The organism is Natrialba magadii ATCC 43099, assembly GCF_000025625.1.
GTDB classification, from domain to species: domain Archaea; phylum Halobacteriota; class Halobacteria; order Halobacteriales; family Natrialbaceae; genus Natrialba; species Natrialba magadii.
In genome coordinates, this window is sequence record NC_013922.1 from 152,998 (window position 1) to 175,956 (window position 22,959).

At 50.6% G+C, this 22,959-nt stretch carries 24 protein-coding genes and 4 pseudogenes; 17 read left to right on the plus strand and 11 right to left on the minus strand.

Going from position 1 to position 22,959, the window contains the following annotated elements; translation table 11 throughout:
* Positions 1 to 107 precede the first annotated feature (107 nt).
* The 4 genes and pseudogenes from NMAG_RS00675 to NMAG_RS20690 all read left to right on the plus strand — a co-directional run.
* A pseudogene (locus NMAG_RS00675) lies at positions 108 to 342 on the plus strand (IS6 family transposase); the annotation flags it as partial.
* A 347-nt stretch (positions 343 to 689) separates the two neighbouring features.
* Positions 690 to 2,297, plus strand: coding sequence for an asparagine synthase C-terminal domain-containing protein (locus tag NMAG_RS00680; RefSeq protein WP_004213525.1), 1,608 nt, complete (start codon positions 690 to 692; stop codon positions 2,295 to 2,297).
* A gap of 140 nt (positions 2,298 to 2,437) precedes the next feature.
* Positions 2,438 to 3,172, plus strand: a complete 735-nt coding sequence (locus tag NMAG_RS00685) for an IS1/IS1595 family N-terminal zinc-binding domain-containing protein (protein WP_012996312.1) — start codon at positions 2,438 to 2,440, stop codon at positions 3,170 to 3,172.
* 96 nt (positions 3,173 to 3,268) lie between these two features.
* Positions 3,269 to 3,934, plus strand: coding sequence for a hypothetical protein (locus NMAG_RS20690; protein ID WP_004213528.1), 666 nt, complete (start codon positions 3,269 to 3,271; stop codon positions 3,932 to 3,934).
* A gap of 89 nt (positions 3,935 to 4,023) precedes the next feature.
* Here the strand turns inward: NMAG_RS20690 and NMAG_RS20695 are convergent.
* Positions 4,024 to 4,713 (minus strand): annotated as a pseudogene (locus NMAG_RS20695) (IS6 family transposase).
* A 183-nt stretch (positions 4,714 to 4,896) separates the two neighbouring features.
* Here NMAG_RS20695 and NMAG_RS20700 point away from each other — a divergent pair.
* Positions 4,897 to 5,068 (plus strand): annotated as a pseudogene (locus tag NMAG_RS20700) (IS1595 family transposase); the annotation flags it as partial.
* A 30-nt stretch (positions 5,069 to 5,098) separates the two neighbouring features.
* On the opposite strand, the gene NMAG_RS20705 reads toward NMAG_RS20700, so the two are convergent.
* Together NMAG_RS20705 and NMAG_RS20710 are read right to left on the minus strand one after the other, a co-directional pair.
* Entirely contained in the window at positions 5,099 to 6,316 is a 1,218-nt protein-coding gene (locus NMAG_RS20705; RefSeq protein ID WP_012996313.1) for an O-antigen ligase family protein, read from the minus strand.
* Between the two features lie 208 nt (positions 6,317 to 6,524).
* Positions 6,525 to 7,165, minus strand: a pseudogene (locus NMAG_RS20710) (IS630 family transposase); the annotation flags it as partial.
* Between the two features lie 188 nt (positions 7,166 to 7,353).
* On the opposite strand from NMAG_RS20710, the gene NMAG_RS20715 reads away from it, so the two are divergent.
* From NMAG_RS20715 to NMAG_RS20720, 5 genes are all read left to right on the plus strand, one after another.
* On the plus strand, positions 7,354 to 8,490 hold the full coding sequence (locus NMAG_RS20715) for a DegT/DnrJ/EryC1/StrS family aminotransferase (RefSeq protein ID WP_004213533.1): 1,137 nt from the start codon (positions 7,354 to 7,356) through the stop codon (positions 8,488 to 8,490).
* A 55-nt stretch (positions 8,491 to 8,545) separates the two neighbouring features.
* Positions 8,546 to 9,568, plus strand: coding sequence for an SDR family NAD(P)-dependent oxidoreductase (locus NMAG_RS00700; protein WP_012996314.1), 1,023 nt, complete (start codon positions 8,546 to 8,548; stop codon positions 9,566 to 9,568).
* Between the two features lie 8 nt (positions 9,569 to 9,576).
* The gene (locus tag NMAG_RS00705; RefSeq protein ID WP_012996315.1) at positions 9,577 to 10,275 is read left to right on the plus strand and encodes an acylneuraminate cytidylyltransferase family protein; all 699 of its coding nucleotides are present in this window, start codon (positions 9,577 to 9,579) and stop codon (positions 10,273 to 10,275) included.
* Between the two features lie 53 nt (positions 10,276 to 10,328).
* Positions 10,329 to 11,495 (plus strand): UDP-N-acetylglucosamine 2-epimerase, encoded by a 1,167-nt coding sequence (gene neuC, locus NMAG_RS00710; RefSeq protein ID WP_012996316.1) that lies wholly within the window; start codon positions 10,329 to 10,331, stop codon positions 11,493 to 11,495.
* A 72-nt stretch (positions 11,496 to 11,567) separates the two neighbouring features.
* Positions 11,568 to 11,969 carry an acyltransferase gene (locus NMAG_RS20720; RefSeq protein ID WP_004213544.1) on the plus strand — a complete coding sequence of 134 codons (402 nt, stop codon included), beginning with the start codon at positions 11,568 to 11,570 and terminating at the stop codon, positions 11,967 to 11,969.
* 30 nt (positions 11,970 to 11,999) lie between these two features.
* Here NMAG_RS20720 and neuB read toward each other — a convergent pair whose 3' ends face one another.
* The 3 genes from neuB to NMAG_RS00725 all read right to left on the minus strand — a co-directional run bounded on the left by neuB (position 12,000) and on the right by NMAG_RS00725 (position 15,318).
* Positions 12,000 to 13,049 (minus strand): N-acetylneuraminate synthase, encoded by a 1,050-nt coding sequence (gene neuB, locus NMAG_RS00715; protein ID WP_004213545.1) that lies wholly within the window; start codon positions 13,047 to 13,049, stop codon positions 12,000 to 12,002.
* 69 nt (positions 13,050 to 13,118) lie between these two features.
* Positions 13,119 to 14,927 (minus strand): ABC transporter ATP-binding protein, encoded by a 1,809-nt coding sequence (locus NMAG_RS00720; protein ID WP_004213547.1) that lies wholly within the window; start codon positions 14,925 to 14,927, stop codon positions 13,119 to 13,121.
* Between the two features lie 127 nt (positions 14,928 to 15,054).
* A complete protein-coding gene (locus NMAG_RS00725) occupies positions 15,055 to 15,318 on the minus strand; it encodes a MarR family transcriptional regulator (protein ID WP_191219365.1) in 264 nt (87 codons plus the stop codon).
* A 234-nt stretch (positions 15,319 to 15,552) separates the two neighbouring features.
* Between NMAG_RS00725 and NMAG_RS00730 the strand changes: the two genes are divergently transcribed.
* Together NMAG_RS00730 and NMAG_RS00735 are read left to right on the plus strand one after the other, a co-directional pair.
* Positions 15,553 to 16,029: a hypothetical protein gene (locus NMAG_RS00730; RefSeq protein ID WP_004213550.1), complete on the plus strand. Its 477-nt coding sequence runs from the start codon at positions 15,553 to 15,555 to the stop codon at positions 16,027 to 16,029.
* Complete coding sequence (locus tag NMAG_RS00735; protein WP_004213552.1) at positions 16,022 to 16,927, plus strand: hypothetical protein; 906 nt, start codon at positions 16,022 to 16,024, stop codon at positions 16,925 to 16,927. The genes NMAG_RS00730 and NMAG_RS00735 overlap by 8 nt, the downstream gene beginning before the upstream one ends.
* A gap of 419 nt (positions 16,928 to 17,346) precedes the next feature.
* On the opposite strand, the gene NMAG_RS00740 is transcribed toward NMAG_RS00735, so the two are convergent.
* The gene (locus NMAG_RS00740) at positions 17,347 to 17,889 is read right to left on the minus strand and encodes a hypothetical protein (protein ID WP_004213554.1); all 543 of its coding nucleotides are present in this window, start codon (positions 17,887 to 17,889) and stop codon (positions 17,347 to 17,349) included.
* A complete protein-coding gene (locus tag NMAG_RS00745; RefSeq protein ID WP_004213555.1) occupies positions 17,886 to 18,497 on the minus strand; it encodes a DUF7437 domain-containing protein in 612 nt (203 codons plus the stop codon). The genes NMAG_RS00740 and NMAG_RS00745 overlap by 4 nt, the downstream gene beginning before the upstream one ends.
* Positions 18,498 to 18,784: 287 nt before the next feature.
* Here NMAG_RS00745 and NMAG_RS00750 point away from each other — a divergent pair, with 287 nt between their 5' ends.
* From NMAG_RS00750 to NMAG_RS00760, 3 genes are all read left to right on the plus strand, one after another.
* Positions 18,785 to 19,033 (plus strand): UPF0175 family protein, encoded by a 249-nt coding sequence (locus NMAG_RS00750; RefSeq protein ID WP_004213556.1) that lies wholly within the window; start codon positions 18,785 to 18,787, stop codon positions 19,031 to 19,033.
* A gap of 305 nt (positions 19,034 to 19,338) precedes the next feature.
* On the plus strand, positions 19,339 to 19,584 hold the full coding sequence (locus NMAG_RS00755) for an antitoxin VapB family protein (protein WP_004213557.1): 246 nt from the start codon (positions 19,339 to 19,341) through the stop codon (positions 19,582 to 19,584).
* Positions 19,581 to 19,976 carry a PIN domain-containing protein gene (locus tag NMAG_RS00760; RefSeq protein WP_004213559.1) on the plus strand — a complete coding sequence of 132 codons (396 nt, stop codon included), beginning with the start codon at positions 19,581 to 19,583 and terminating at the stop codon, positions 19,974 to 19,976. The genes NMAG_RS00755 and NMAG_RS00760 overlap by 4 nt, the downstream gene beginning before the upstream one ends.
* 187 nt (positions 19,977 to 20,163) lie before the next feature.
* Here the strand turns inward: NMAG_RS00760 and NMAG_RS00765 are convergent, their stop codons facing one another.
* Positions 20,164 to 20,607 (minus strand): helix-turn-helix domain-containing protein, encoded by a 444-nt coding sequence (locus NMAG_RS00765; RefSeq protein WP_049916085.1) that lies wholly within the window; start codon positions 20,605 to 20,607, stop codon positions 20,164 to 20,166.
* A gap of 138 nt (positions 20,608 to 20,745) precedes the next feature.
* Here NMAG_RS00765 and NMAG_RS00770 point away from each other — a divergent pair, with 138 nt between their 5' ends.
* Positions 20,746 to 21,348 (plus strand): hypothetical protein, encoded by a 603-nt coding sequence (locus NMAG_RS00770; RefSeq protein WP_004213563.1) that lies wholly within the window; start codon positions 20,746 to 20,748, stop codon positions 21,346 to 21,348.
* Positions 21,349 to 21,613: 265 nt separating this feature from the next.
* Positions 21,614 to 21,736 carry a hypothetical protein gene (locus NMAG_RS22580; protein ID WP_004213566.1) on the plus strand — a complete coding sequence of 41 codons (123 nt, stop codon included), beginning with the start codon at positions 21,614 to 21,616 and terminating at the stop codon, positions 21,734 to 21,736.
* Between the two features lie 8 nt (positions 21,737 to 21,744).
* Here NMAG_RS22580 and NMAG_RS00775 read toward each other — a convergent pair whose 3' ends face one another.
* On the minus strand, positions 21,745 to 22,008 hold the full coding sequence (locus NMAG_RS00775) for a hypothetical protein (RefSeq protein WP_004213568.1): 264 nt from the start codon (positions 22,006 to 22,008) through the stop codon (positions 21,745 to 21,747).
* An 80-nt stretch (positions 22,009 to 22,088) separates the two neighbouring features.
* Positions 22,089 to 22,889, minus strand: a complete 801-nt coding sequence (locus NMAG_RS00780) for an SWIM zinc finger family protein (protein ID WP_004213570.1) — start codon at positions 22,887 to 22,889, stop codon at positions 22,089 to 22,091.
* Positions 22,890 to 22,959: the final 70 nt, after the last annotated feature.

Below are 22,959 nucleotides of genomic sequence, written 5' to 3' on the forward strand. Positions count from 1 at the left end.
CTGCGATGCCCTCTCAAACTGCTAATCCTATTGAATAAAGTTGGCACCCGGCACTGTTTAGTAGCCTAGTCTGAGAAGCGAGCATGGGTCGTAGAGCTAATTTGGCTATGTCACTTGTAGACCTGCTCAGCGAGTCCTACGCGGCGGAATTTGATGAAGCTTGGGAGAGTGAACGGACGGCGACGCCCATTGGGTGTTCGCTTTGAGAGATACAAGTAATTCTTCGCTTGGTCGGCGGTCGAACGCTCTCATCAAGCAATCTGTCACTGGGTACATTGGTTGGCTGATAGCGTTCCGGACCCACCGATGGCAAAGCCATCGCGGGTCGCAGTTGATGAGACCCTCAGCAGACAAACACCAACCGAGGTTCTAAACTAGACAGTGCCTCCCTGAGAAAGTTGACGAGTTGATGGGAACTCCTCACCACCGCGTTCTTATCCCTCAACACTCATTCAGACAGTTTTCTAAGCTTGGAAGATTAAGATCATGAGAGCACAAATTCGTGTATGCTGATATGCAGCACGTCGTTAATTCGATGATTTTCTTGCAGTTCCACTGCCATAGTATCCGTCTGAAGATTGACCTTTAAACCACCCCGGCCATTATTTCAACTTGTATGGGGTAATTAAATGGCACCAACGCTCTACTGGAAACAATTCTTTTATTGATTGGTCTGTTAAAAGGCAGGTATGGAAGATCGTTTGCCTGATGTTCATATTTCTAACCATAATGATTGGACCCAAAAAAATGGGGTCTCATTCAGTGGAACAATAGTTTATAACGGTGATATCATATCTGGGGTAGATGCGTGTGAGTTATTTGGGGGTGTGCAGACATCAGATGACCTCAAAAAGATAGTGGGGAATTCAACTGGCTTTTTTGCGACTATTATAGAGTCAAGTAACGAGTTGATGTTAACCGTTGATCAAGCCGGGAGCCGGCAAATTTTTTACACAAATTTTGGAAATAGGCTACATATTTCTGATGAGTATAAGAAATTACAACATAACTTGGAGAATGAAGAACCTCCATCAGGAGTTAAAAAGGAGTTGTTAAAATCGGGTTATATTTCCCAGAATGACACCCTGCACCCAAAGATCAAGAAAACCCAAGCAGGGGAAATACATGCCTTCAATCAGATAGGTAATACGACCGAGGTTAAAATATCAAGCCATTATAAATACGAAGTGGGGGGTGAAATCAAAAACAACGAAAATGCGTTAGAAGAATTAGAGAATAAGCTGGATATTATCACAAAACGCCTAATATCATTTGCTGATGAATCCCCAATTATACTTTTTCTAAGTGGTGGATACGACTCCAGGTTATTGGCTTATATGTTACATAAGCATGAGGCTGACAATGTGTATGCAGTTACGGGGGATCAGCAGAACGACGAATTCAACCATGCGGGAAGAATTTCAAAAGAACTGGGGTTCAATTGGACAAAATTGAGGGTATCTCATGATGATCTGACCCGAATTTACCAATCTAATCACTGGGAACCAGTGGAAAAGCATGTCGAAGGCCATCGAGCACCAATGCCAGAATTAAACACCATTGCTTATTTGCAAAAAATAAAAAACGATAAGACGTTACCAGACAGCGGCGTCATCGTTAAGGGTCATACAATTGCTGAAGCAGGAAAACGTATCCCTACCAATTTTTTAAATAAGGCTGAAATAAACTCTGAAGAAGTGGTCTTCGACATTCTTTCACGTCATTATACAGGAACGGATCGCTATTCAAATCAAATTCCGAATGGTGAACTCCATGATAGAGTTTCATCTTGGCTGGAAGAAGATAATAAAATTTCTCAAACAACTGCCATCCAAAAGTGTGAAAGTTGGTACTGGAGTCACCGCATTCCGCATTATCTAATGTGTGACTCGTCAGTTTACAACAACTTTGGATACGATTATTGGCACCCTTTCCTTGATAGGGAATATTTGGAATTTTACACCCATCTACCGGTTGAACACCGCTATAAACGGAAATTACTAGAATCATACACAGATAGGCTAGACGAAAGGAGAGGTGTTTCAGTAGAAGATTCCGACAAGATACAATCAGTCTTAAAGGATATCCTTTCTGGTGGTGAAATTGAATCGTTAGCACTCAAAATAAAAGACACAGTAGAACAGTCAATCGAGAGTCCGATCAATGTATATGAAGGTGATAAAAGGTATGGGTATATGGGGAAAGAGGAATTTCTTAATCGATACTCCGGTTCAGAACGCTATAATTACTTTTTAGCCGAAGACACTCTCCAGAACGCTATTACCCATAATGAATAACAATTGGATTCCAATACATTAGTTTTTGCCAACTCCTATAATTCCATTTTCGCTCTTCTGTAGGAGATTGTTGATACTGCTCAGCTGTCGCTGTGGAATCGAAGAGAGCAAGGACACCGCGTCAGCGGTGTCCGTTAGGCATGATTCCGCTAGATGTGTTTGGGTCGGAATCGGTCGCAGCGGACCTGTTAAAGCAGGTTCGCTGGCGTAACGGTGTTACTTGCCCTCGCTGCCGTTCTGACCTGACGGTCAAGAACGGCAGCTATGGCCACTTTCAGCACTATCTCTGTAAGAATTGCGACCGCACGTTCAACGACAAGACCGGCACGATCTTCGCCCATTCGAAAGTCGCGCTCAGGAAGTGGCTGTTCTCGATTTACGCGTTTCTCCGGTTTAACACGAGTCTTCACCAACTTCAGCTAGAGATTGACCAGTACAAAACGATCTACCAGCACATCGAACGTTTCACGAAGGCGCTCAACGCGCCTTCGCTCAACCTCGTTGGTCCCGTCGAAATCGACGAAGTCTACGTTTCTGCAGAGTTGAAAGGCCGCGAGCGCGACCAAGAGTCGCGCTCGCGTGGCCTGTCCACGCGTGGGCGAGGATCATACGACCAGGATAAACCGCCGGTGTTCACGATCGTCGATCGCGGCACCGGCGAGCGATACGTGATTGCCGCGAAATCAGCCGACGAAGACGTTCACGTCAATACCTGCGAGAGCCACGGATCGCTGCTGCGACCGTGGCTCTCGCCTCATCGAGGCATCTCAAAAGATAAACTCACACAGTATCTCCGAACGTTCCAACTTCGAGGAAAGTTACTGCGAAAACCAGGGAGAAAAGCGCTCAAACACGCTGTCAAAGCTACGCTGTGAAATCAACAAAGTGCTATACAAGGGCGTCTTCAATTGTCCCTCTAATATTCCATGAAAACCCATAGCTACTTCCTCAATTAGGTCTATCTGCCTTATATGCGCACCATTGAAATAATTGGACCGTCTGGGGCTGGGAAAACAACATATGCAATGAAAACATCAGAAAGGGAGAATTTCCATCGGAACTTAATGGATTTATTAGATTCAAAGACGCCAATTAGGTCTCCTTTCAGACGAATTCCAAAAAGAGATGAAATTAACCACATATTTTTTTCTATTATGGGGCATTATTATGGTAAAAAATTCACTACTCAATATCCTGGTGTTCTTGAGACGACTGCAGAAATCATACGTAATTACAACGACAAACATAATGTATTAGATTTTGTATTCCGCGAAGCAGCTCAGTTCGAGTTCTTTTCATGTAAACTGGGCCACGATGATATCTATCTATGTGATGATGGACTGTATCAATTCCATCTTCGGTTATTAGTTCTTGATAAATGGGGTGCGAAAGATATTATGGACAGACTCCCGATTCCTGACAAACTGATTTTTGTGGATGCCCCCCCAATTCAATGTCTTGAACGTCAAGAAACTCGGCCGAGGGGACGGACTTCTCGATTAGAAAATGTGGATGAATCAACAGCAATAACTGAACTTGATAAAATGCGTTCTGCTTCTCTAGACTTTATTTCTGAAGCTAAAAGAAGAAATGTCAATGTGGAAATTATTGATAATGGGGAGGGAAGCTTCATTTGACCTTCACTATAAGATTAAAGACATAAGGACACCACATCAGCGGTATCCGTAGGCATAACACCTTCCGTGCGATTGGTGTGTAAACAGTTTTAGTTGTTACTATAGTTCAGTACCTCCTCAGTTGGCGTTCGGCCATTGAGCGCTTGATTCGGTCGATCGTGGTTATATTGGTGACTGAACCGTTTAAGCCAGCGTCTTGTGCTGGCCAGACTGCCCTGACAGAACGAGTGAAACGGTCGATTCGCATTGAGACAGTCTGAAACCACTCTTCGACGTGGTTTCGCCCGCTGTAGTCGAGCTGACCGCTTAATTCATGGTGCGTGAGGGCAGTCAGATAGCCGCTAGCATCGACGAGAAACTCTGTCTCGTCGGTTTCGTGTTTCTCGGAGAGTCGGTGCAGGAACGCCGCCGCGGGACCAGTCCCGCGACGGCTGAACACGTCGATCCCGGGCAGTAGCTTCGATTCTGTGTCGATTGCAGCGTACAACCATTTTTATCGCCGTTGACCTCGATCTGTTTCTCGTCGACCGCGACCCGCGACGGCTGCGCCGTCGGAGGGTCGCTCTGAGCCTCTGATAATTTGTGCGCCCAGTTCCAAATTACGCTGTGAGAACAGTCAATATCGAATAATTCGAGGGCTGCAACGACCTCCCGAACTGACAATCCCATCGAATGCAGTCGTACCCCGAACACCCTGACGGGTGTTTGGGTGCGCTCGTTCTCCCAACCTCATCACAATCCACGTCTAAGGTCTCTCTGAGCAGATTAGCGAGTTGCATTGGACACTTCTCGCCACCACCTGTTCTTTCCTCAAGCTCTCATCTAGCCAGTGCCGTGATTAGTGATATATTTAATTGCAAGACCGATATGATCTTCGATCATTCGAAAGTCTCACTCAGAAAGTGGCTGTTCTCAATCTACACGTTCTCCAATCACGAGTTTTGTCAATCTAAGTGTGAATTCGTGTCTACGTCCCATTCGATGGGGACGTCGCATTTGACCGCGAATACGTCGCCCACATCGACGGGGAATTCGCTGACGAAGACGTTCACGTGCACACTTGTAAGAGCGTGCGAGTCGCTGTTGCGACCGTGGCTCTCGCCCCATCGAGGCACTTCAATTGATATGCTCACTTAGTATCTCCAAGGGTGGACCTGGTGGCGGTTAGTCAGTAGTTTTCTGCTTGATGATTATTCTATTACTAATTTCACTCTCCTTAATCAAGTACCCAAAACACATAGATAAGATTATTGTACTGAAGCCGGTTCCAATGATCATAACATCTTCTACAAAAGATTCGGTTAGGATTGAGATGGAAACAGACATCATTAGGACGTTTGACTCATCTCTAGCAATGGACAGAAGTAAAACCTGGTATATAATGGAGAGGTATGAAATGAGTCCAATTATACCAGAATACAGTAAAATTGATAAATACCCATTATGTGGATTCACCCCCATTATTTCTGGTGTATAAAGATATGGGGCTATCAATTCGCTCCGGGGTACTAATCCGTTTCCTAAAATGATATTATTTGAAGAGGCGTTCAGGGTAGCATCCCATATCTCAAATCTATGACTGAAATCAATGCTTTTGATTGTATTTGGCCAAGGTATTAGTCCAAAAAAGAAAAGAAGTGCTGACGAGTATCCAAAGAGAACTATTGCATACACTTTCTTATAAATCTCCTTATTGTAAAAATAGTATATTAAGTAAATAGAGAAACCTATAGAAAAGGCAGCAAGACTTCCTCTGCTACCAGTCAAATATAACCCAAATATGTTTATAGCTACTACTCCCCCCCAAAGTGTATTGCTTGTGTTATGATACTCTGAGAAGGCGAATATTGAACCAATCATTAAAAACCTGCCTAGTGAATTTTGACTACCTTCGAAGATTGATCTCAACCGGGTTACAGAACTATATTCAACTGCCTGGACTTGAAACCAAAATAAATCATATGTTCCGATTATGAGTGCTGGCAACCCAATGATTACGACCACTGACGAAAACACTGCGATAGCCTTTGATATCACTCTGTAATTTATGTAATTGGGGAAGATAAACATGAATATAACTGGGTAAAGAACGCCATAGATTGGATAAAATGCATTGTGCGCGAGGTTGTAACGCCCATTATGTATGTGATACAGCAACACAAGAAATATTATGAAAAAAGCAATTCCGATGGACTTAACATACTCAACAGCCACTCCACCATATATTGAATATATTATTATTAGGAACAAAAAGGTTAGAATTATAGATGATGCGTTCCCTATTGTTGTATTAACAACTACCGTACTAGGTAATAATATAATAATCAATAGAAATACAAACAAGATATTTACTATATATCCTTTCCAGTCATTTTGATCCATGATTTTGGATGGCCCTCTTAGGGTGCTACGGAAAGTAATAAGTTAAATAGTCTGGATCAAGCCAGACACGGTATAAATGACTATTGTCGGTTTACGTGTCCGACTGATCTAACACAAGCCTTCTCCAACTTTAGTGATGAATCGGCACTCAGTACAAAAGGTGTCGTCTATAGTATGGATTAGAAAAATAATACTCTTCGAATCAAACGAAAAAGCGATAACCATCTTGGGTAATCACACCCAAGAGACACATCCAGTCACGTTGACCAGATAATTTGACAGACGACCCCATCCTGCGGGAAAACCACGCGGCACGCGACTCGGCTTGGACGGATTTCTTGGTTTGGTCAATACAGACTACTGTGGCGTCCATTTCCTTCTATTTTAACCTTTGCGGAACGTTTCTTGCTCGTCGGCATCGGATTCGGCAGCTGTACGGCGTGGTTTTTGATAGCTCAATCCCACTTTTTGAGTAACCGCTGGCAACTTGGGATTGAATATTTGACATCGTACGTCTCGCCAAGATACTGCTGGACGAGGGCTGGCGTCCATGCCGGCGCGTCAAGCCCAACCTTCTCAGGTGGTTCGTGGACAGTTGCTTCGAACTGTTCTTGTTCTTTTCTCTAAATTTTCTGAGTTTTCCCAGATCGATAAGATCAGAAACAGCCTGCTCAAGCGACACATTAGTATCAAGTCGCTTGAGCCAACTATAGATCGTCCGTCGCTCTACGCTGAACCACTTGGCTAGTTCTGTCTTCTAAACACCGCTTTGTGAGAGATTGCGGCTCAGAGCCGTTGTGTCGGCTTCTTTCTACCGACCTTGTCAAGAGCATTTTGTAACTCTCCCATCGAAAACCCGTTGAGGTAGTCACTGTCTCTTGCAACACCCTACGAGCAAATAATTATGACAATCGATACAGATGGTAGAATAAAACATATGTGGGATTTTGGATTTATTATATGGGTTCTTCAAATTCCAACCCGGAGATACTCATCTATATCCCAATCACTATTATAGTGCTCAATCTAATAACGATATGACCTTAGAAGCTAATCCAATTCCGTTGTTTAAAATTGACTGGGATCAGTCTGACATATCAAATGCAATTGAGTCGATAACTCGCGGTAGCTATTGGGCAAAGGGTCCGTTTGTCTCTGAATTCGAATCTAATCTTGAGAACGTTCTTAACGTGAAGCACGCGCTTGTCGTCAACTCTGGAACAACAGCACTCGTAGCTGCCCTCAAGGCGCTCGAGATTGGTCGTGGCGACGAAGTGATTGTGCCATCGTTCACATTCATCGCAACGGCAAATGCCGTCAGGCTTGTTGGAGCTGAACCGGTGTTTGCAGATATTGAAGCAGACACCTATGGCTTGGACCCGGATCATGTCCGGTCACAAATTACCGACAAAACTGCAGCGATTCTTCCGGTCCACTGTTACGGAACTAGCTGTCGGATAGACAAGCTCTGCGAAATCGCCGACAAACATAACCTCTACCTGTTAGAGGACGCTGCTGAAGCACTCGGTGCAGAATACCGTGGGCAGAAACTGGGGACATTTGGTGATATAGGAGTTCTGAGCTTCTGCCAAAACAAGATTGTCGCGACCGGCGAAGGAGGTGCGGTGATTACTGATGACGATGATATCGCTCAACGTATCCGTCTATACCGGTCTCATGGTCGTGTCTCCGAGAACTACTTTGAGAGTGCATCATCAGGTCAGTATGCCGATGTAGGAACGAATATTCGAATGGGTGATTTGCCTGCGGCAATTGGATGTTCACAACTGGATCGCCTTCCTGACCTGATCACTGGCCGTCAACGGGTTGCATCTCAGTACACTGAGAAATTCGAAAATCTTGAGGGGGTGCATCCCCACACACCAATGAGAGAAGCAACACATGTTCATCAACTATATACAATTGAACTTGGAAATACAGTCAATAGATCAAACGTAATAGAGACCCTCGCTGACCGTAATATTTCCTCTAAGGTTTATTGGGATCCTGCCGTTCATGGGACTTCGTATTACAAAGAATCGAAAGAGACGATCCCCAACCTACCAGTCACCGAAGAAACATCTCAACAGGTACTCAGCTTACCAATGCATCCAAATTTATCATCTTGTGAAATTACCAGAGTCGTTAATGCAGTTAAGGACGCAATCCAGTAGCTTGTAGAACGATACTCCGAAAACTGTTTTACTCCTTTAGTATAGCTAGATATCAATGACCTCTCTCACTGGAAAGCGGGTTCTTGTTACTGGCGGGTGTGGATCCATCGGATCTCATCTTGTGCATGAAGTACTCTCTGAGGATCCCGAAATAATCCGGGTACTTGACACAGACGAAGAGGGACTATTCAAACTTCAGAAATCTCTTGGAGATGATGCCCCAGTACGATACCTACTAGGGGATATCCGTGATAAAAATCGGCTGGAGTTAGCGATGGAAAATATTGATGTAGTCTTTCATGCTGCCGCATTGAAACACGTCACATTAAATGAGTATAACCCCTTCGAGACGGTACAGACGAACGTTGAGGGTACCCAGAACGTTATTCAGGTTGCTCTTGATGAAGAGGTTGAATCGTTTGTCGCCGTAAGTACCGATAAAGCATCAAACCCGACATCGGTTATGGGAGCTACAAAGTTATTGTCGGAACGGCTCGTTATCGCTGCAAACACCTATAAAGGTGATCGCGAAACCCGATTCGGGTGTGTTCGATTCGGAAATGTGCTAGCTTCCAGTGGGTCAGTAGTCCCACTGTTTATGGAACAGATACGATCTGGCGGTCCGGTAACAGTGACTGATCCAGAGATGACGCGGTTCATTATGCCGATCAGCGAAGCAGCGGAACTGGTTCTTGATGCTCATGAGCGGATGACGAGCGGGGAGGTATTTGTTTTGAAGATGCCAGCACTCCAGATTGGAACACTCGCTGAAACAATGGTTGAGGAGTACGCGCCTACATACGGTCATAGCGTCTCAAGTATTGAAATTGACATAATCGGTGCCCGGCCGGGCGAACGTGTCCATGAGAAGCTAATCTCTGCCGACGAGTGTTCGGCAGCTCGAGAACTGGAGGACATGTTCGTACTCCTTCCTCAGATAGACGCACCTGGATACGAGGCTGTTAATTACACCAACGCTGAGCATGTAAATGGAGAATATACCTCGGTGGACGCACATTTACTCTCTGAGAACGAAATTATCGAACTTATTGGATCGATAGATGGGCTCCCTAAATAGCGATTCAGATGACTTGTGAAACACTCGCCATAATTCCTGCTCGCGGTGGATCGAAACGAGTCCCACGTAAAAACGTTCGTGAAGTGGCAGGAAAGCCACTCATTGCCCACACGATAGAACATGCTACGTCCGCAAATCGAATTGACCGTACTATTGTTTCGACTGATGACAAGGAGATAGCGGAAGTGGCCAAGGAGTACGGTGCTGACGTTCCGTTCATGCGACCTGAAAAGCTTGCAACTGACACGGCGGCATTACCAGATACAGTCACTCATGCAGTCAGTAACTTACAGAGTGAAGAAACCAACTACGATTATATCTGCATACTGCAAGCAACCTCTCCTCTCCGTACTTCGGCAGACATCGATGGAGCACTCGCTAAGCTTGATGACACAGAGGCTGATTCGTGTCTTACTGTTTCCAAGTACGTTACTCCTCCACAATGGGCTGTGACAAGAGATGAGAACGGGTCCTTGTACGAGTTCTTCGACTTCGAAACACTTTGGACTGACGAACCAGACCGAAGCCAAGATATACCAGAACTCTACCATCCGAATGGTGCTGTGTTCGTAACCTCTATCGAGGCTTGGCGTAAGCACGAGTCATTCTACACACCACATACGGTTGGTTATGAGATGCCGCCAGAGCGATCCTTTGATGTCGACGAACCCTGGGAACTCAAACTCGTCCGCAGTCTTCTCGAGTAGCAAACCAACTCCTAAGTAACGGCATTAATGTCGATGTGCACTGTTCCTTCTGTATGAGCAGTACTCGACGGAAAATTCTCGTCCTGACAGGAACCAGAGCCGAATATGGCCTTTTGAGGTCTTCAATGGAAGCAATACAGAATCATGACGACCTCACCCTTTCCATCGTTGCGACAGGGATGCATCTTTCCCCTCAACACGGTATGACTGTAGAGAAAATCCGCGAAGACGGATTTTCGATCGATCGCGAGGTACTGATGCAACTCTCTGGGGATTCTGAAACTGCTATGGCAAAATCCCTAGGAATCGGTACTGCAAGCCTTGCAGATGCCTTTGAAAGCCTCGATCCAGATGTTGTGCTCCTGCTAGGTGACCGTGACGAAGCGCTTGCAGGGGCACTTGCTGCATCACATATGAACATTCCAGTCGCCCACGTTCATGGTGGCGATTCAGCTCACGGCGCGATGATTGATGAAAGCATTCGGCACGCAATCACAAAATTCTCCCATATTCACTTTCCAGCATCCGAGCGTAGCGCAGAACGGATCAAAAAGTTGGGCGAAGAATCGTGGCGAATAACGATCGCTGGTGCACCTGGTCTCGATGACATTCTGGCTGGGGAGTACGAAGATCCAGAATCGGTACTACAGAAGTACGACCTGGACCCGGATCGCCGATTGCTCATGGTCCTCCAGCATCCGGTGACGACGCAACCGGACGCGGCAGGCGAACAGATGGCAGCCACATTGGATGCTGTCGAGTCAACTGAAGCACAGGCCGTTATTATCTATCCTAATTCGGACGCAGGGAGCAATCAGATGATCGATGAGATCGAGTCGCGGTCATTCGGAGCTGATGTCCGAACGTTCAGGAACATGCCCCGAAAAGAATATCTCGGTCTAATGGCAGCAACAGACGTGATGGTCGGAAATTCCTCGAGCGGAATTATCGAGGCACCTTCGTTCGATTTGCCAGTAGTCGACATCGGTCCGCGCCAGCGAGGTCGAGAGCGGACACAAAATACATTTTCTGCTGAACACGAGTCCGAACAGATACGTGAGAAGATATACCAATGTCTCAACGAAGGGGTATTGGACGAAAATCAAGACAACCCGTACGATTATGGAGGTGCTGGATCCCGTATTTGTGAACGAATACGGACTATAAACATCGATGAGAACATCCTTCGAAAGAAGTTAACATTCGGAAGGTGGTTCTAAACGCTGAGTAGCATGGACTCGCTGGCTATTAGGGGATGCAATTAAAAGGGGCCTCAAGGAATAAAGACCGATATGACCGAAGATCCGCGTGATCGATTTGACGAATGGGAACAACCGGAGATCCGGGACGGCGAACTGACCGAGTATAATTGGGTTGTTCACAAGCCTGAGGGCTTGGAATTAGCTAAATACGTTGATATCGGTGCTTTCACTGTTATCAACGCACACGCAGGCATCCTCATCGAATCGGGGGTGCAAATAGGGCCTCACTGCGATATACACAGCAATTCTACAATCGATGGTGAGGAGGGCCCCATTGTAATTCGTGACGGAGCACGAATCGGATCTCATACCACTATTTTGCCTAATGTTGAAATTGGCGAGAACGCCTTAGTCGGATCGCACAGTCTTGTCTGCGAAGATGTACCACCAGGTGAGTTTGTAACAGGTGTTCCAGCGACTTTAAAAGAGTGAAACCGAACAAACTACCTATCTTGTATGGAATCACTCATCAAAGGAAATTGACGACTCCTGTATTGGACTCCCTTGCTCTATATCAATGAGGGTTTTGGCACCAATGACTGATTCAAATTTCCTAGGAGAGATTCCATCTGATGGCCGAATTACCTTTAGATCCGATTCCGACAAAGTTGTGCCAGCGTTAACATCTACGGCAGCATGAATACTTTTCCTTGCTGTTGAGCGATTTTCCATTTCGGCGGCAAGTGGCCGCTTCTCACCATCTCCAAGAGCAGTGGTTGCGACATCGACTTTGTCAATAGCCTCCTCTAACTCATCCGGCTCAAGGGATGTCTCATGGTCAGGGCCTGGTAGGGTGGAGTCAAGTGTGAAGTGCTTTTCAAGGATACAGGCACCAGCAGCTGTCGCTAATGCAGGTAGTTCAGTCAGCGTTGTGTGATCCGAATAGCCAACAGACACTTCCAATTCGTCTGACATTGATTGCATCGCACGAAGGTTCACGTCGCTTACTTCTGTGGGATATGATGAAGTGCAGTGAAGAAATACAATGTCTGCGCTCGGATTTTCGGCCTGAATTACAGTCTTAGCTGCCTTAATCTCCTCGAGCGTACCCATTCCAGTGCTTACGATCATTGGCAAACCGTGTCCCGCAACATGAGTAAGCAGCGGGTGATTATCTAGGTCACCAGAACCGATTTTGAACGCACTGACGCCGAGATCAGCCAGCATATCTGCACTCTGAATATCAAACGGTGTTGAAAGAAACGTGATGTTCTTTTTTGAACAGTAGTCGAGTAGCGTTCTATGTTCGTCCCTATTCAGCTCGTATCGGGTCAACATTTCATATTGATCTGTTTCACCGGTGGCTGATTCCTGATACGCTGCAGTTGACGTATCTTGAGCCACCAGCCGATCTGTGCTGAACGTCTGGAACTTCACCGCATCTGCACCAGCATCGGCCGCGACATCGATCAATTTCTTGGCTCTATCTAACGAGCCATTATGATTGACCCCCGCTTCAGCTATGAAAAACGGACTACGATTGGGACCGATAACAGTTCCATCAATTTCCATAGCTTATCTGAATTCCGAAGGTGCTTAGAGTTGACTCCCAGTTATTCCCTACAGGAAAGAACCAGTAACTTACTCTACTTGTGACTGGATTGTGTACAGTTCGGCGTATTCCCCGTCATTAGCAATAAGCTCTTCATGTTTGCCTGACTCAATGATCTCGCCTGCCTCTACTGTGTATATCCGATCTGCGTTTTTCACTGTTGATAGACGATGTGCGATACCTACCATTGCGTACTCTCGATCCATGTTCTCGATTGCTTCCTGTACTTGCTGTTCTAGATTCGAGTCGAGATCACTCGTTGCTTCATCTAATACGAGCAGATCGGCGTCTTTGAGCAACGCCCGTGCCAGTGCCACTCGCTGTTTTTGTCCACCGGACAATCGTACGCCATCGTCACCGAGTTGCGTTTCGTAGCCGTCTGGCATTTCGCCGAGGTATTCGTCAACCTTTGCGGTCTCACAGACTCGGTCCAGCTCCGCATCGGTCACGTCACGGTTTCCGATCGTCAGGTTGTACCGTAGCGTGTCATTGAAGATAAACGGATTCTGCCGCACGACTGCGATTTTTGAGCGCCACTTGTCGACATCCATCTCGTGTATCGACCGACCGTTCGCCCGGATTTCCCCCGAGTCGGGTTCGTACATCCGCGCAAGCAGCGAAATGATCGTTGATTTTCCCGCCCCAGATTGGCCGACGAAGCCGATAAACTCGCCTTTCTCGAGCTCAAACGAAATGCCCGAGAGAGCCTCGTCGTCTTGACCCTGGTACGAGAAGTGAAGATCGTCGACCTCGACGTGATCAATTTCGTCCGGCACAGGTTCGCTCGCCGTCTGGGGCTCTCGACTCGCCTCGAGTTCATCAATGAACCGCTGCGTCCGAACTAGATGCGGAAGGTTGTTCTCAACCTTATAGAGCAACTTGTTTACTTGGCTGGCCTTCGGTCCGAGGCGGAACATCGCAAAGAGGAACACACCAAGTGCGCTGAGTGACATGTCTGCAAACGCGATTGCGAGATAGATCAACAAGAAGACCGATACTGCAGTCAAGAGGTTGTAGAAGCTGTTGATTCCCTGTTCATTGCGTCGAAGCCTAATGCTTGACTGGGCGAAGTTGTTCACCGAAGTATAGAAATCATTATATAACTCTGATTTCAATCCAAAGAGTTTGGTATCTCGGATTCCTTGCGTTCCAGCCTGGGCGGCTTCTTGCAGATGTTCGTTTGCCTCTGCAACTTGATCCCCGAGTTCGTATCCGGGCTCAAGGACGTACCGAAAGAGGACCGAAAAACCACCGAGGAATACGCCCGCAAACAGCGTGAGAAATGGGGCAAGAACGAGTGCAACGATCAAGTACATTAGAGCCAAGAGCGCTTGTTCAAGCAATTGCACGACGTACGTAATCGTTCGCCCGGCGTACTCTGCTTGCGTTACAATCGCGTTCAGAATATCATCGGATCCTTCGCGATCAAAGTACTCAATCCGTGCGTCGAGCGCGTTATCGAAGGCCTGCTTCTGGATCTCGCGCGTATAGTCGATCACTAGCGCCTCTCGCATCCAGCGAACGAAAAACGTCATTGTCCAACGGATGGCTAACACAACGCTCACACCGGTGACCACGAGACCGAGAGTGAATGGAATCCCGAGGAAGTTGTAGGCCATCACGAACAGCTCCATCACTCCATCGGCCTCCGCGGCTGGATCACCGGGAGACTGGACGATCTCCACGATGGGCATGATGAAGCCCAGTCCGACACCTTCTAACAACGCAGCAAAGACGCCACCAAAAATAATTGCAATTACGAGCTTGGGGCGGTATTGCGCGACACGAACGAGTGCACGCAACTGCTCACGTCGACTTATCGTCTCCCCGTCAGTCATCGTATATGTGGTTCACGTAGCTGGTGTTATATCCGTTGGTCTCCAGGTATTGAGCAGAGCAGCCACTGGTGGATTGTGATCGTGTGCTGTTTTTGACGTCGAGGCGTATTTAAAATTCCACTTGTTGCTAACTGTCTGGCTCTTCAAGAGTACCAGTTTCCAACTCACCCTCGAGATACGAGCTACCGATCTCTGAAAGTGTGTAGAGGCCAGTTCCAACTGTTTTGAGAAGACCAGCGTTGGCAAGAGCTGAACACCGTTTCCCGACGTATTGTCGATCGTAGTCAATGTTCGCGGCAATCACTTTTGGGGTGGCCTGGATGGGATGATCCTCAAAGAAGAGCATAATTTCGTAGTCGACAGGAGCCATCCATGAGACCCGTTCAACCATCTGTTCACGATATCCTGTGAAGAGAGGAGAAAAAGACGCAGTATCCGGGCACAACTAAACACCATTTGAAGTTGTATAAAAACACCATTTGTAGTCAAGACTTATGTCAATGGAGTATATGATTTCTAGTACGGAAGCTACACGCAACTCTCTAGTGCTTTGGGTTGCAAAATTGCGGACCGGTGTTTGCCCCACCAGTCCGCGAACAGCCTCCGTAACCTCCCTACGGAAGCCATGTCAAACGACGAGACACGGGGTAATCAAAGCCCCGACAGACAGGACGCACCGATCGACCCGAACCAGCCCCTCCAGACGCACCTCGAGTACATCGACTCGATCACGCGCGCACTGCTCGCCAGGACGACCCCGCCGAACGCGAGCGCGGTCGACCACCTAGAGCCCGACCAGCGCCGTGAACTCCGCCGGCACCTCCGACAGATCAGAGCGGAGGCGAGCCGCGTCGGCCTGCTCGCGATCGGCCCCGAGGCGTCGATGCCCTACCGACCCGACACAGCGAACGTTCTCACGTACTCCGGGCCGGAAGCACTGCCTGACATCCCTGACGACCATTCGGCACCTGATCAGAGCATTGCAGAGGATCAGCCGAGCCACGACACTGCCGACGACCAGCCCAGTAACGCATCCGACGACACCCAACCCAGCAACACCTCCGACGACGACCACGACACCCGAGGTGAGCCCGATGAGTGACAACCCCACACTCGAGTCCCTCCACGAACGAATCGCAGCGTTGGAGTCTGAACTCGAGTGCAAGTCCAACCAAATCGCCGAACTGAAGCGTGACTGTGATCGGCTCGAAGCGCGTCTTGAATCGGCGAGTGAGGTAGAGTCAGGCGGTGAGTCCGATACTAGAACTGAGTCCGACACCGAACCCAAGTCCAAGCCCAAGCCAGCGTGCAACTGCACGTGCCAGTGCGACCCCCACACCGCGAAACTCGAGGCGGCCCTGAAGAAGGCCGCCACCAACAAGGCCCGCATCGAAGAACTCCAGGCGCGCGAACTCGAGAAGGGTGCCCATCTCGCCGCCGACCATATCGACCCACACGAGCTCGACGTCCCCGGCAACCAGCTCGAACAGATCACCAAGGACGACGGCCGGACCTACGTCCGCCTGCCCGAGAGCGCGGACCCGTTAGACGATGGTCACACGACACTCGCCTTCGGCGACCTGCTGCCGATCCAGCAACTCGCTAGAATGGACGCGGACAGACGCCGGGCAACGGCAAACGCTCTCCCCACCCGACTCGCCGCGCGACTCTGGCAGGCTCGCACCGACCCGCAGTTCGGCGACGACCCCTGGCAGGCCGGCTGTAAGGATGTCCGCGAGTACGTCACGGCAAGCGACCTGAAACACTGGATCCGCAGACAGGAACCTGGCACGAGCGAGAGCTACGCGAAGAAGCTCGTCTCCAGAACGATCGACGCCCTCCTCGACCTGTCGAAGCACCGGCTTGCAGTCCACCGGACCACCCAGCGCAAGAACGGACTCGAGTACACCGAGCGTCGGCTGGTGCTCCCGGCGGATGCGGACCTCCCCGGCGAGACCGTCAGCAGCGAGCCACCGGAGACAGCTGGCGTCCACGGCTAGGGCTGTCCACTCGGTGAAAGCCACTCCCAGAACACAGAGCGTACACCCAACGCACCAGACGCGCCCCTAGCGTACCAGACACTACCCACACGCCCCGAAGACCCAACACGCTACGCACACGCCCCAAAGCCCCCAACACGCCACGCACACGCCCCTAAACCACTACCACGTCACACACCCCCGACACACCACCACCAACCGCCCCACCGACTCGAGTCCAACCACGAACTAACTCGAGTCCAGCCAGCCACCAGGGTCGAGGAGCCGTGGGTCTCGTTACTCGAGTAGCTCGGTAGCTGAGCCAGGAGACACCCACCACAGCCACCACCGGTGACGACAGGTGTCCACGGAACGTCCGCTCACCAAACGAATTCACAGCCGGCCTCGAGTGTGGGCTACAGCGACCACGTCAGAAACGGTCACTCAGACCGATAGCCCGCGGTGAAGTGTGATGGATGGAGCAACGTCGAAACGGACTGTGGAGGGGCGAAGTACACGTCGAAATCGTAGTAGCCATAGCTGGGAACGACGGCGGCTGCTGCCTGCTGTAGCGGCAGGTCGGTTGTAAACAGATTCACGTGAATGTTTTCCGCGCGTTCGAACAGTTGCATCGTGACGCCGATGAGTGAGTGATCTTCCGCAAACACTGCGGTCTTCCCGTGCGTGATCGCCGATTCCATGACGTGTCGTGCGTCCTGAACCGTAGCATCGACGGGTTCAGAGTCAGCAACCGGCGCAGCAATATCGATCCATCCGTCACGGATTGCCTGGTCGACGTAGTCGCTTCCGGACGGCTGCTGATCGGCGGTTGGATCACCTCCGAGTTCGGCATAAATCGGGCGCGGAAGTTGAATTTCGACGGTGTGCTCTGTGATGATCGTCTCCAGGTCGTCGTACGCAGCACTCGGTGGCTTGCCAATTCCGTGGAAAATACCGGTATCGAGGACGTTGACGACTCTCATTCAGTATCGGCCGACTCGTCCGGCGTCGCGTCGTGAACAGTTGCGGCAGCAGTTTCGTCAACATCGCCGCCGTGGATGTGATTCGACTCGGGAGTGAGCTCCAGAATGTCGAGAATTTCGCCGAGCATCTCGAAGGCTGCAGCACGAGAGATGTCGAGGCTGTCAGCGATCGCTCGGTGGGTCGTCGACCCGGTAGCGTACGCCCGAGCCAGCGGGAGAAACTCGGCGAGCGTCTCGATACCGTACTGATCGATGAACCGATCGACTTCCGGGTTCTCGTCGCGCTCGGCAAGAACACGGGCGAGTTCGGGTGTCACGGTGATCTGCTCGCCATCGATCTCGATGGTCAACTCGAAGTCACGTGTTTCGTACACCGTGCTCCCGTTTTCGCGCCCCGCCTCAGCGAGCAAGCCTGCTGCTTTGAGCAGTTCACAGTAGTCGTACGCTGCTGTTTTCCCAATGCTAACCTGCGGAAGGACAGCCGGAATCGTCGTCGGCCCGTTGCGAAGCACGGCGTAGAACTCCGCTAACTTTGGCTTTTGGAGGAGGTCGAGGACAGGACGCAGGTCCGTCACCTCAATCTCTGTCGTGTTTTGTTGTGTCGCCATCACACTCACTAGTTCGCACTCCGCGAACTAAAAACTACCTGCGCAACGAGAGGAGTGATGCGATTATCGGTCGAGTATTGGCACTACTCGAGTCCAGTCGATCGGCAGATCGGGAATAGCACAGTGTGACGCGAGCCTTTGGCTCACACCCCGACGGCAAACACCGCGCCAGCAGTGACGAGAGGTGCCCACGGAACGCTGATAGGTTCGACCGAGAGTGATGGGGTGATCGGCTGAATACGGAACTGAACCGAGGACTGTTGTAGCTGTCCCGCCAATCATCCCATATGCGGACGATCGATGTTCCCTCGGACGTCTACGATTCCATACCCGTCCCGGAAGACGAGCGGGAAGACGTACTCCGACGAGAGTTAGCTGTGTCACTGTATCGGGAGGGGATGCTCTCGTTCGGAACGGCGCGTGAGCTCGCCGACCTCTCTCGCAAGGAGTTCCACCAACTGCTCGGCGACCGAAACGTCGAGCGCCACTACACGACCGAGGAACTCGCAGACGATCTCGAGTATGGTCAACGGTGACGGCGGCGGTGACAGTGACCTCGTCGTCGCTGACACGTCTCCGAACTCACCCTTCATTGATCGACCGGCTTGACCTCGTCCGCAAGCACTCTCGCTCTCACCTTGTGGTCCGCTTTTAGCGACCAACCGTACTCGAGTGCACGGAACGTCGAGGACTGCACCTGCCGGAAGCGTGCTGGCCACGCGAGAACCCGAGCGGAACTCGTACGCTGCGGGAATCTGGTGGGCAGGTTCTACACTCATCTGTCCTGTAGCGTACCTGTACCCAACGTCTAAGTCGTGTCAACGCATACGTTGACGTATCGATGTCGACCGCTGACGAACAGATTCGAGTTAGCGACCGGGTGAAACGGCACCTCGATCGCCGGAGACGCGAAGGGGAGAGCTGTAACGATGTTCTCGAGCGACTCTTCGAAAAGGACGGTGAGCACGATCTCCTCGCTGGGTTCGGACGGTGGTCGGACGACCACGCTGATCGCGTTCGTGAGGCGCGCAAGAAGGAGAAAGAGAAGTCGAAAGCGAGGAACCGCCGTCTGTCGGAGGAGAGATGAAAGTACTCGATGCGAATTTTCTCATCGATTATCTGAACGGTGTTGACGCGACTGCCGAGTACTTACTCGCAAACGAGAACGAACAATTTGTATTTCCGGCACCAGCCTATGCTGAGGTGTTGGTCGGGGAAGGAAACGCTCCGAATGGTGACGTGACTGCGGCAGCGGTCGATCTCTCGTGGGGAGAGGTCTACGAGATTACCGAACAAACCACTGTTCTCGCCGGCGACATCGCAGATGAGGTCGGCCCACAGGGACCGTTCCTGACCGGAATGGACGCGCTCATCGCAGCAGTTGGCCGAGAGGTAGACGCGCCAGTCGTTTTAGCGGACGGTGACCTTACGCACGAAGCGGTCAAGGCGGTCATTGCTGTTGAGGAATACCGGAACTGATCGACCGACAACTGGTACAATCGGAGTTCTGCTACAGCGACAGAAGACGAAAGTCCACCGGCTTCACAGTAGGTACCAGTTCAGACCTCAGGAAAACCGTTAGAGCGGATGGAAGTCACCATCCAGTATCCGACCGAATACAAGATGGGACGTGATGTAACCAGAGCCCCGACTCTGGAAGATGGTGTTACTCGTCGCCAGGGGAGGGGCGCGGCATTGCTTCGATATCTCGAATTCGCGGCGTTTTCTCTACGGATTGCCATTGACGCGTCCACGCTTCTTCAGGAAATAACCCGTTTTGATCGAATAACGCACGAGCCTCCGCAGACAGCTCGAAAAACTGGTAGGGGAAGCCACCAGTGCGCTCTCCTGGCTCGAACTCCAGCAACTGCACAACGCCCACGTCTGCTAACGTCTTGAGGTGGCGACGAATGGCGTCATCACTCAGTCGAGGATTCATGTACGTCAGTTCCTCAACGCTGGGCGCTCCCTTGGGGTGGCCAACGATATCAGCGATGATATCTGCCCGCTTCTTGTCAGTCGCCTTCTGGAGGGCTTTCCACGCGTCGAATCCATTACTCGGACCGACCGTCTCCCCCCTGCTGGACACCGTCTCCGTGTCGGGTCTCATACGTCCTTCTTCGGGCGCTTCCGCAATAAGCATTCGCACCTGAGTGATGGTCGCTCCACAACTCGAATGAATATACTGTCATAACCATATCGACGGCAATCGCACAGTTGATATGCTTCCAGCATGTATAACCACAAAATGAATGCTGACGGTTGTGACGATGAACCGCATGACGGTGGCGGTTCAACCGCACCCTCGCAGGACGAGTTGCTCGACAAGTTGGAGAACGTCAGTCTCTCACCGACAGAACACCAGCGGATCAAGGACCTGGTGAATCGAGATTTAACCGAGATCAAGGGATATGACCGGCGGTATCTAAGCGTCGGAGCGGGTGGGACAACTGGAGCAGCGACACGCCGAAAGATCGTCTACGAGCTGTTGGATGGTCGAACGGACCCGCCCGCCGTCGCCTTTCGATTAGAGGACTACGGCCTGACGCCCGACGAAATCAGACTCTGGGCTCGCGCCTTCGATATCCTCTGTGGCCGAGCCACACATATCGTTGCCGTGATCGAGGACTTTGATGGCGGGTACGTGTGGGAAATGGGGCTACTGTTCGCTCCGCCGTACCGGGAAAAAGCGTGGATCCTGAAACGAAAGTACGATGATCCACAGACCGAGAGAGAAAAGTACGAAAACGGGATGGCGGCGTCACACGTCGAACTGCTCCTCACTGGTCCTCGCTGTTTTGGATGGGCAGACACGGACGACCTTCGAGACTCTGTTAGCGAGATCCCGTGAGGAGGGGTGGCTTCGTGGCGGGGCGACGCCCATGGACGAGCGCTTGACGGCAAACACCGCGCCAGTAGTGACGAGAGGTACCCATGAAACGCTGATAGGTCCGACCGAAAATGACGGGACGATCGGCTGAATACGGAACTGATCTGGGGACCGTTGGGGATGAGCTGACGGTCGGTACGTATCGGTTCGAATCGAGTAACAGAACACAAATCTCTAACTGTGCGAAAGAGATAATGGTCCGAATAGAGACTATAGAGGTGAGAAGATGGTCCTGAAGGATATTCCCACTGTCGATGAACTGGCCGAAACAACCGGCCAGTCCAAGGAACAACTTCTGAAGGACCGTGAGGCTGCGGCGAAAATGTCGAGCGCTGCTGACGACGAGTAGCAGTACATCTATTTCGATCTGTCGTCGGACTCATCACTCACGTCGAGGATTTCTGCCGCTACGTCTTTCACATGCTGCTGGTGAGAAGCAGACGTCTGGACGTCTTGGGCCGCTTCGAGTTGGTCATTGACGACGGCGTTTTGCTGTGGTCCCCACGTCTCCGGTGGGTGGGACTCGATATATTCGACCCAGCGCTTGATGCCCTCGATGCGCTGCTCGCGGTTGCGTTCGTGCTTTTCCTCGAGGTGTTCACGCACGTTTGAGTCGCTCATACTCACTCCACGTCCAGCCGTGTTACCCATTCTTCAAGCTGAGCCACACTAAAACCATCTCCTGGGCTGCCCCCTTCTGGTCATCGCCGATCTTCGAGATCATCAATCGCGCGGTGAAACTGCTCGCTGTTCGGTGGATGTGCCGCCCTCGCCTGTTCTTCTAGCACACCGATGTACGTCTCGAACTCGTCTTGCTCAAGCGTAGCCGCGAGCACGCACTCGACGTAACCGTCGAGGGCAGACTGCAAGGCGCTGGCGTAGTGGTCGTATGCGGCGTCGATTCGATGCTCGTTGGCGTCGATCTCTTCGAACAGCGCGCGATAGACGGTCGCGGCTTCCAGGTAGCGCTCGCGCTCGCGATAGTGCGTAGCCACCTCGAAGAACTGCGAGAAGTCGATGGCGTCGGTGACGACCGGATACTCCTGTGTGTGCCGGTCGAACAGTTGCTCGATTTCGGCGCGGTAGTCGTCGACAGACTTTCCGGCACTGCCGAAACGCGAAACGAACTGCTCACGGAGGTCTGGCTGTTCTGCGAGGACATCGCGGAGAAACGCTCGGAGGTCGTCGGCCGAGACGGTTTGGAGTAGCGACTCCACCTGTTCGCTCTCGTCCCGGGGCGGATCGGCGGCGACAGTCAACAATACTGCAACAACGTGTTTGCACTCCCCAGCGCCGTCGTAGGGACACGTACATCGGGCGTCGATGGTGTCCGCTCCCCATTCGACGACTACGTCGTAGTGAGACGACCCGCGTACGACGGCGGTGACGATGTCGTCGAACCGTTCGATTCGCTGGATACGCCCCTCGTTGTGATACCGTTGCCCCCGTTCGAACACGGCATCAGTGCACAGACTTCGGATGGTCGACTCGTCGATGATCATCTATTGATCAGCACTCCCGCCATACTGTTGTTTTGTTCCCTCGCCGTGTAGATGCCCTGTCTCACAGCCA

Coding starts and splice junctions, on each gene's coding strand:
- NMAG_RS00680 (WP_004213525.1), top strand. CDS start 690: ATGGAAGATCGTTTGCCTGATGTTCATATTTCTAACCATAATGATTGG.
- NMAG_RS00685 (WP_012996312.1), top strand. CDS start 2,438: ATGATTCCGCTAGATGTGTTTGGGTCGGAATCGGTCGCAGCGGACCTG.
- NMAG_RS20690 (WP_004213528.1), top strand. CDS start 3,269: ATGCGCACCATTGAAATAATTGGACCGTCTGGGGCTGGGAAAACAACA.
- NMAG_RS20705 (WP_012996313.1), bottom strand. CDS start 6,316: ATGGATCAAAATGACTGGAAAGGATATATAGTAAATATCTTGTTTGTA.
- NMAG_RS20715 (WP_004213533.1), top strand. CDS start 7,354: ATGACCTTAGAAGCTAATCCAATTCCGTTGTTTAAAATTGACTGGGAT.
- NMAG_RS00700 (WP_012996314.1), top strand. CDS start 8,546: ATGACCTCTCTCACTGGAAAGCGGGTTCTTGTTACTGGCGGGTGTGGA.
- NMAG_RS00705 (WP_012996315.1), top strand. CDS start 9,577: ATGACTTGTGAAACACTCGCCATAATTCCTGCTCGCGGTGGATCGAAA.
- neuC (WP_012996316.1), top strand. CDS start 10,329: ATGAGCAGTACTCGACGGAAAATTCTCGTCCTGACAGGAACCAGAGCC.
- NMAG_RS20720 (WP_004213544.1), top strand. CDS start 11,568: ATGACCGAAGATCCGCGTGATCGATTTGACGAATGGGAACAACCGGAG.
- neuB (WP_004213545.1), bottom strand. CDS start 13,049: ATGGAAATTGATGGAACTGTTATCGGTCCCAATCGTAGTCCGTTTTTC.
- NMAG_RS00720 (WP_004213547.1), bottom strand. CDS start 14,927: ATGACTGACGGGGAGACGATAAGTCGACGTGAGCAGTTGCGTGCACTC.
- NMAG_RS00725 (WP_191219365.1), bottom strand. CDS start 15,318: ATGGTTGAACGGGTCTCATGGATGGCTCCTGTCGACTACGAAATTATG.
- NMAG_RS00730 (WP_004213550.1), top strand. CDS start 15,553: ATGTCAAACGACGAGACACGGGGTAATCAAAGCCCCGACAGACAGGAC.
- NMAG_RS00735 (WP_004213552.1), top strand. CDS start 16,022: ATGAGTGACAACCCCACACTCGAGTCCCTCCACGAACGAATCGCAGCG.
- NMAG_RS00740 (WP_004213554.1), bottom strand. CDS start 17,889: ATGAGAGTCGTCAACGTCCTCGATACCGGTATTTTCCACGGAATTGGC.
- NMAG_RS00745 (WP_004213555.1), bottom strand. CDS start 18,497: ATGGCGACACAACAAAACACGACAGAGATTGAGGTGACGGACCTGCGT.
- NMAG_RS00750 (WP_004213556.1), top strand. CDS start 18,785: ATGCGGACGATCGATGTTCCCTCGGACGTCTACGATTCCATACCCGTC.
- NMAG_RS00755 (WP_004213557.1), top strand. CDS start 19,339: ATGTCGACCGCTGACGAACAGATTCGAGTTAGCGACCGGGTGAAACGG.
- NMAG_RS00760 (WP_004213559.1), top strand. CDS start 19,581: ATGAAAGTACTCGATGCGAATTTTCTCATCGATTATCTGAACGGTGTT.
- NMAG_RS00765 (WP_049916085.1), bottom strand. CDS start 20,607: ATGAGACCCGACACGGAGACGGTGTCCAGCAGGGGGGAGACGGTCGGT.
- NMAG_RS00770 (WP_004213563.1), top strand. CDS start 20,746: ATGAATGCTGACGGTTGTGACGATGAACCGCATGACGGTGGCGGTTCA.
- NMAG_RS22580 (WP_004213566.1), top strand. CDS start 21,614: ATGGTCCTGAAGGATATTCCCACTGTCGATGAACTGGCCGAAACAACC.
- NMAG_RS00775 (WP_004213568.1), bottom strand. CDS start 22,008: ATGAGCGACTCAAACGTGCGTGAACACCTCGAGGAAAAGCACGAACGC.
- NMAG_RS00780 (WP_004213570.1), bottom strand. CDS start 22,889: ATGATCATCGACGAGTCGACCATCCGAAGTCTGTGCACTGATGCCGTG.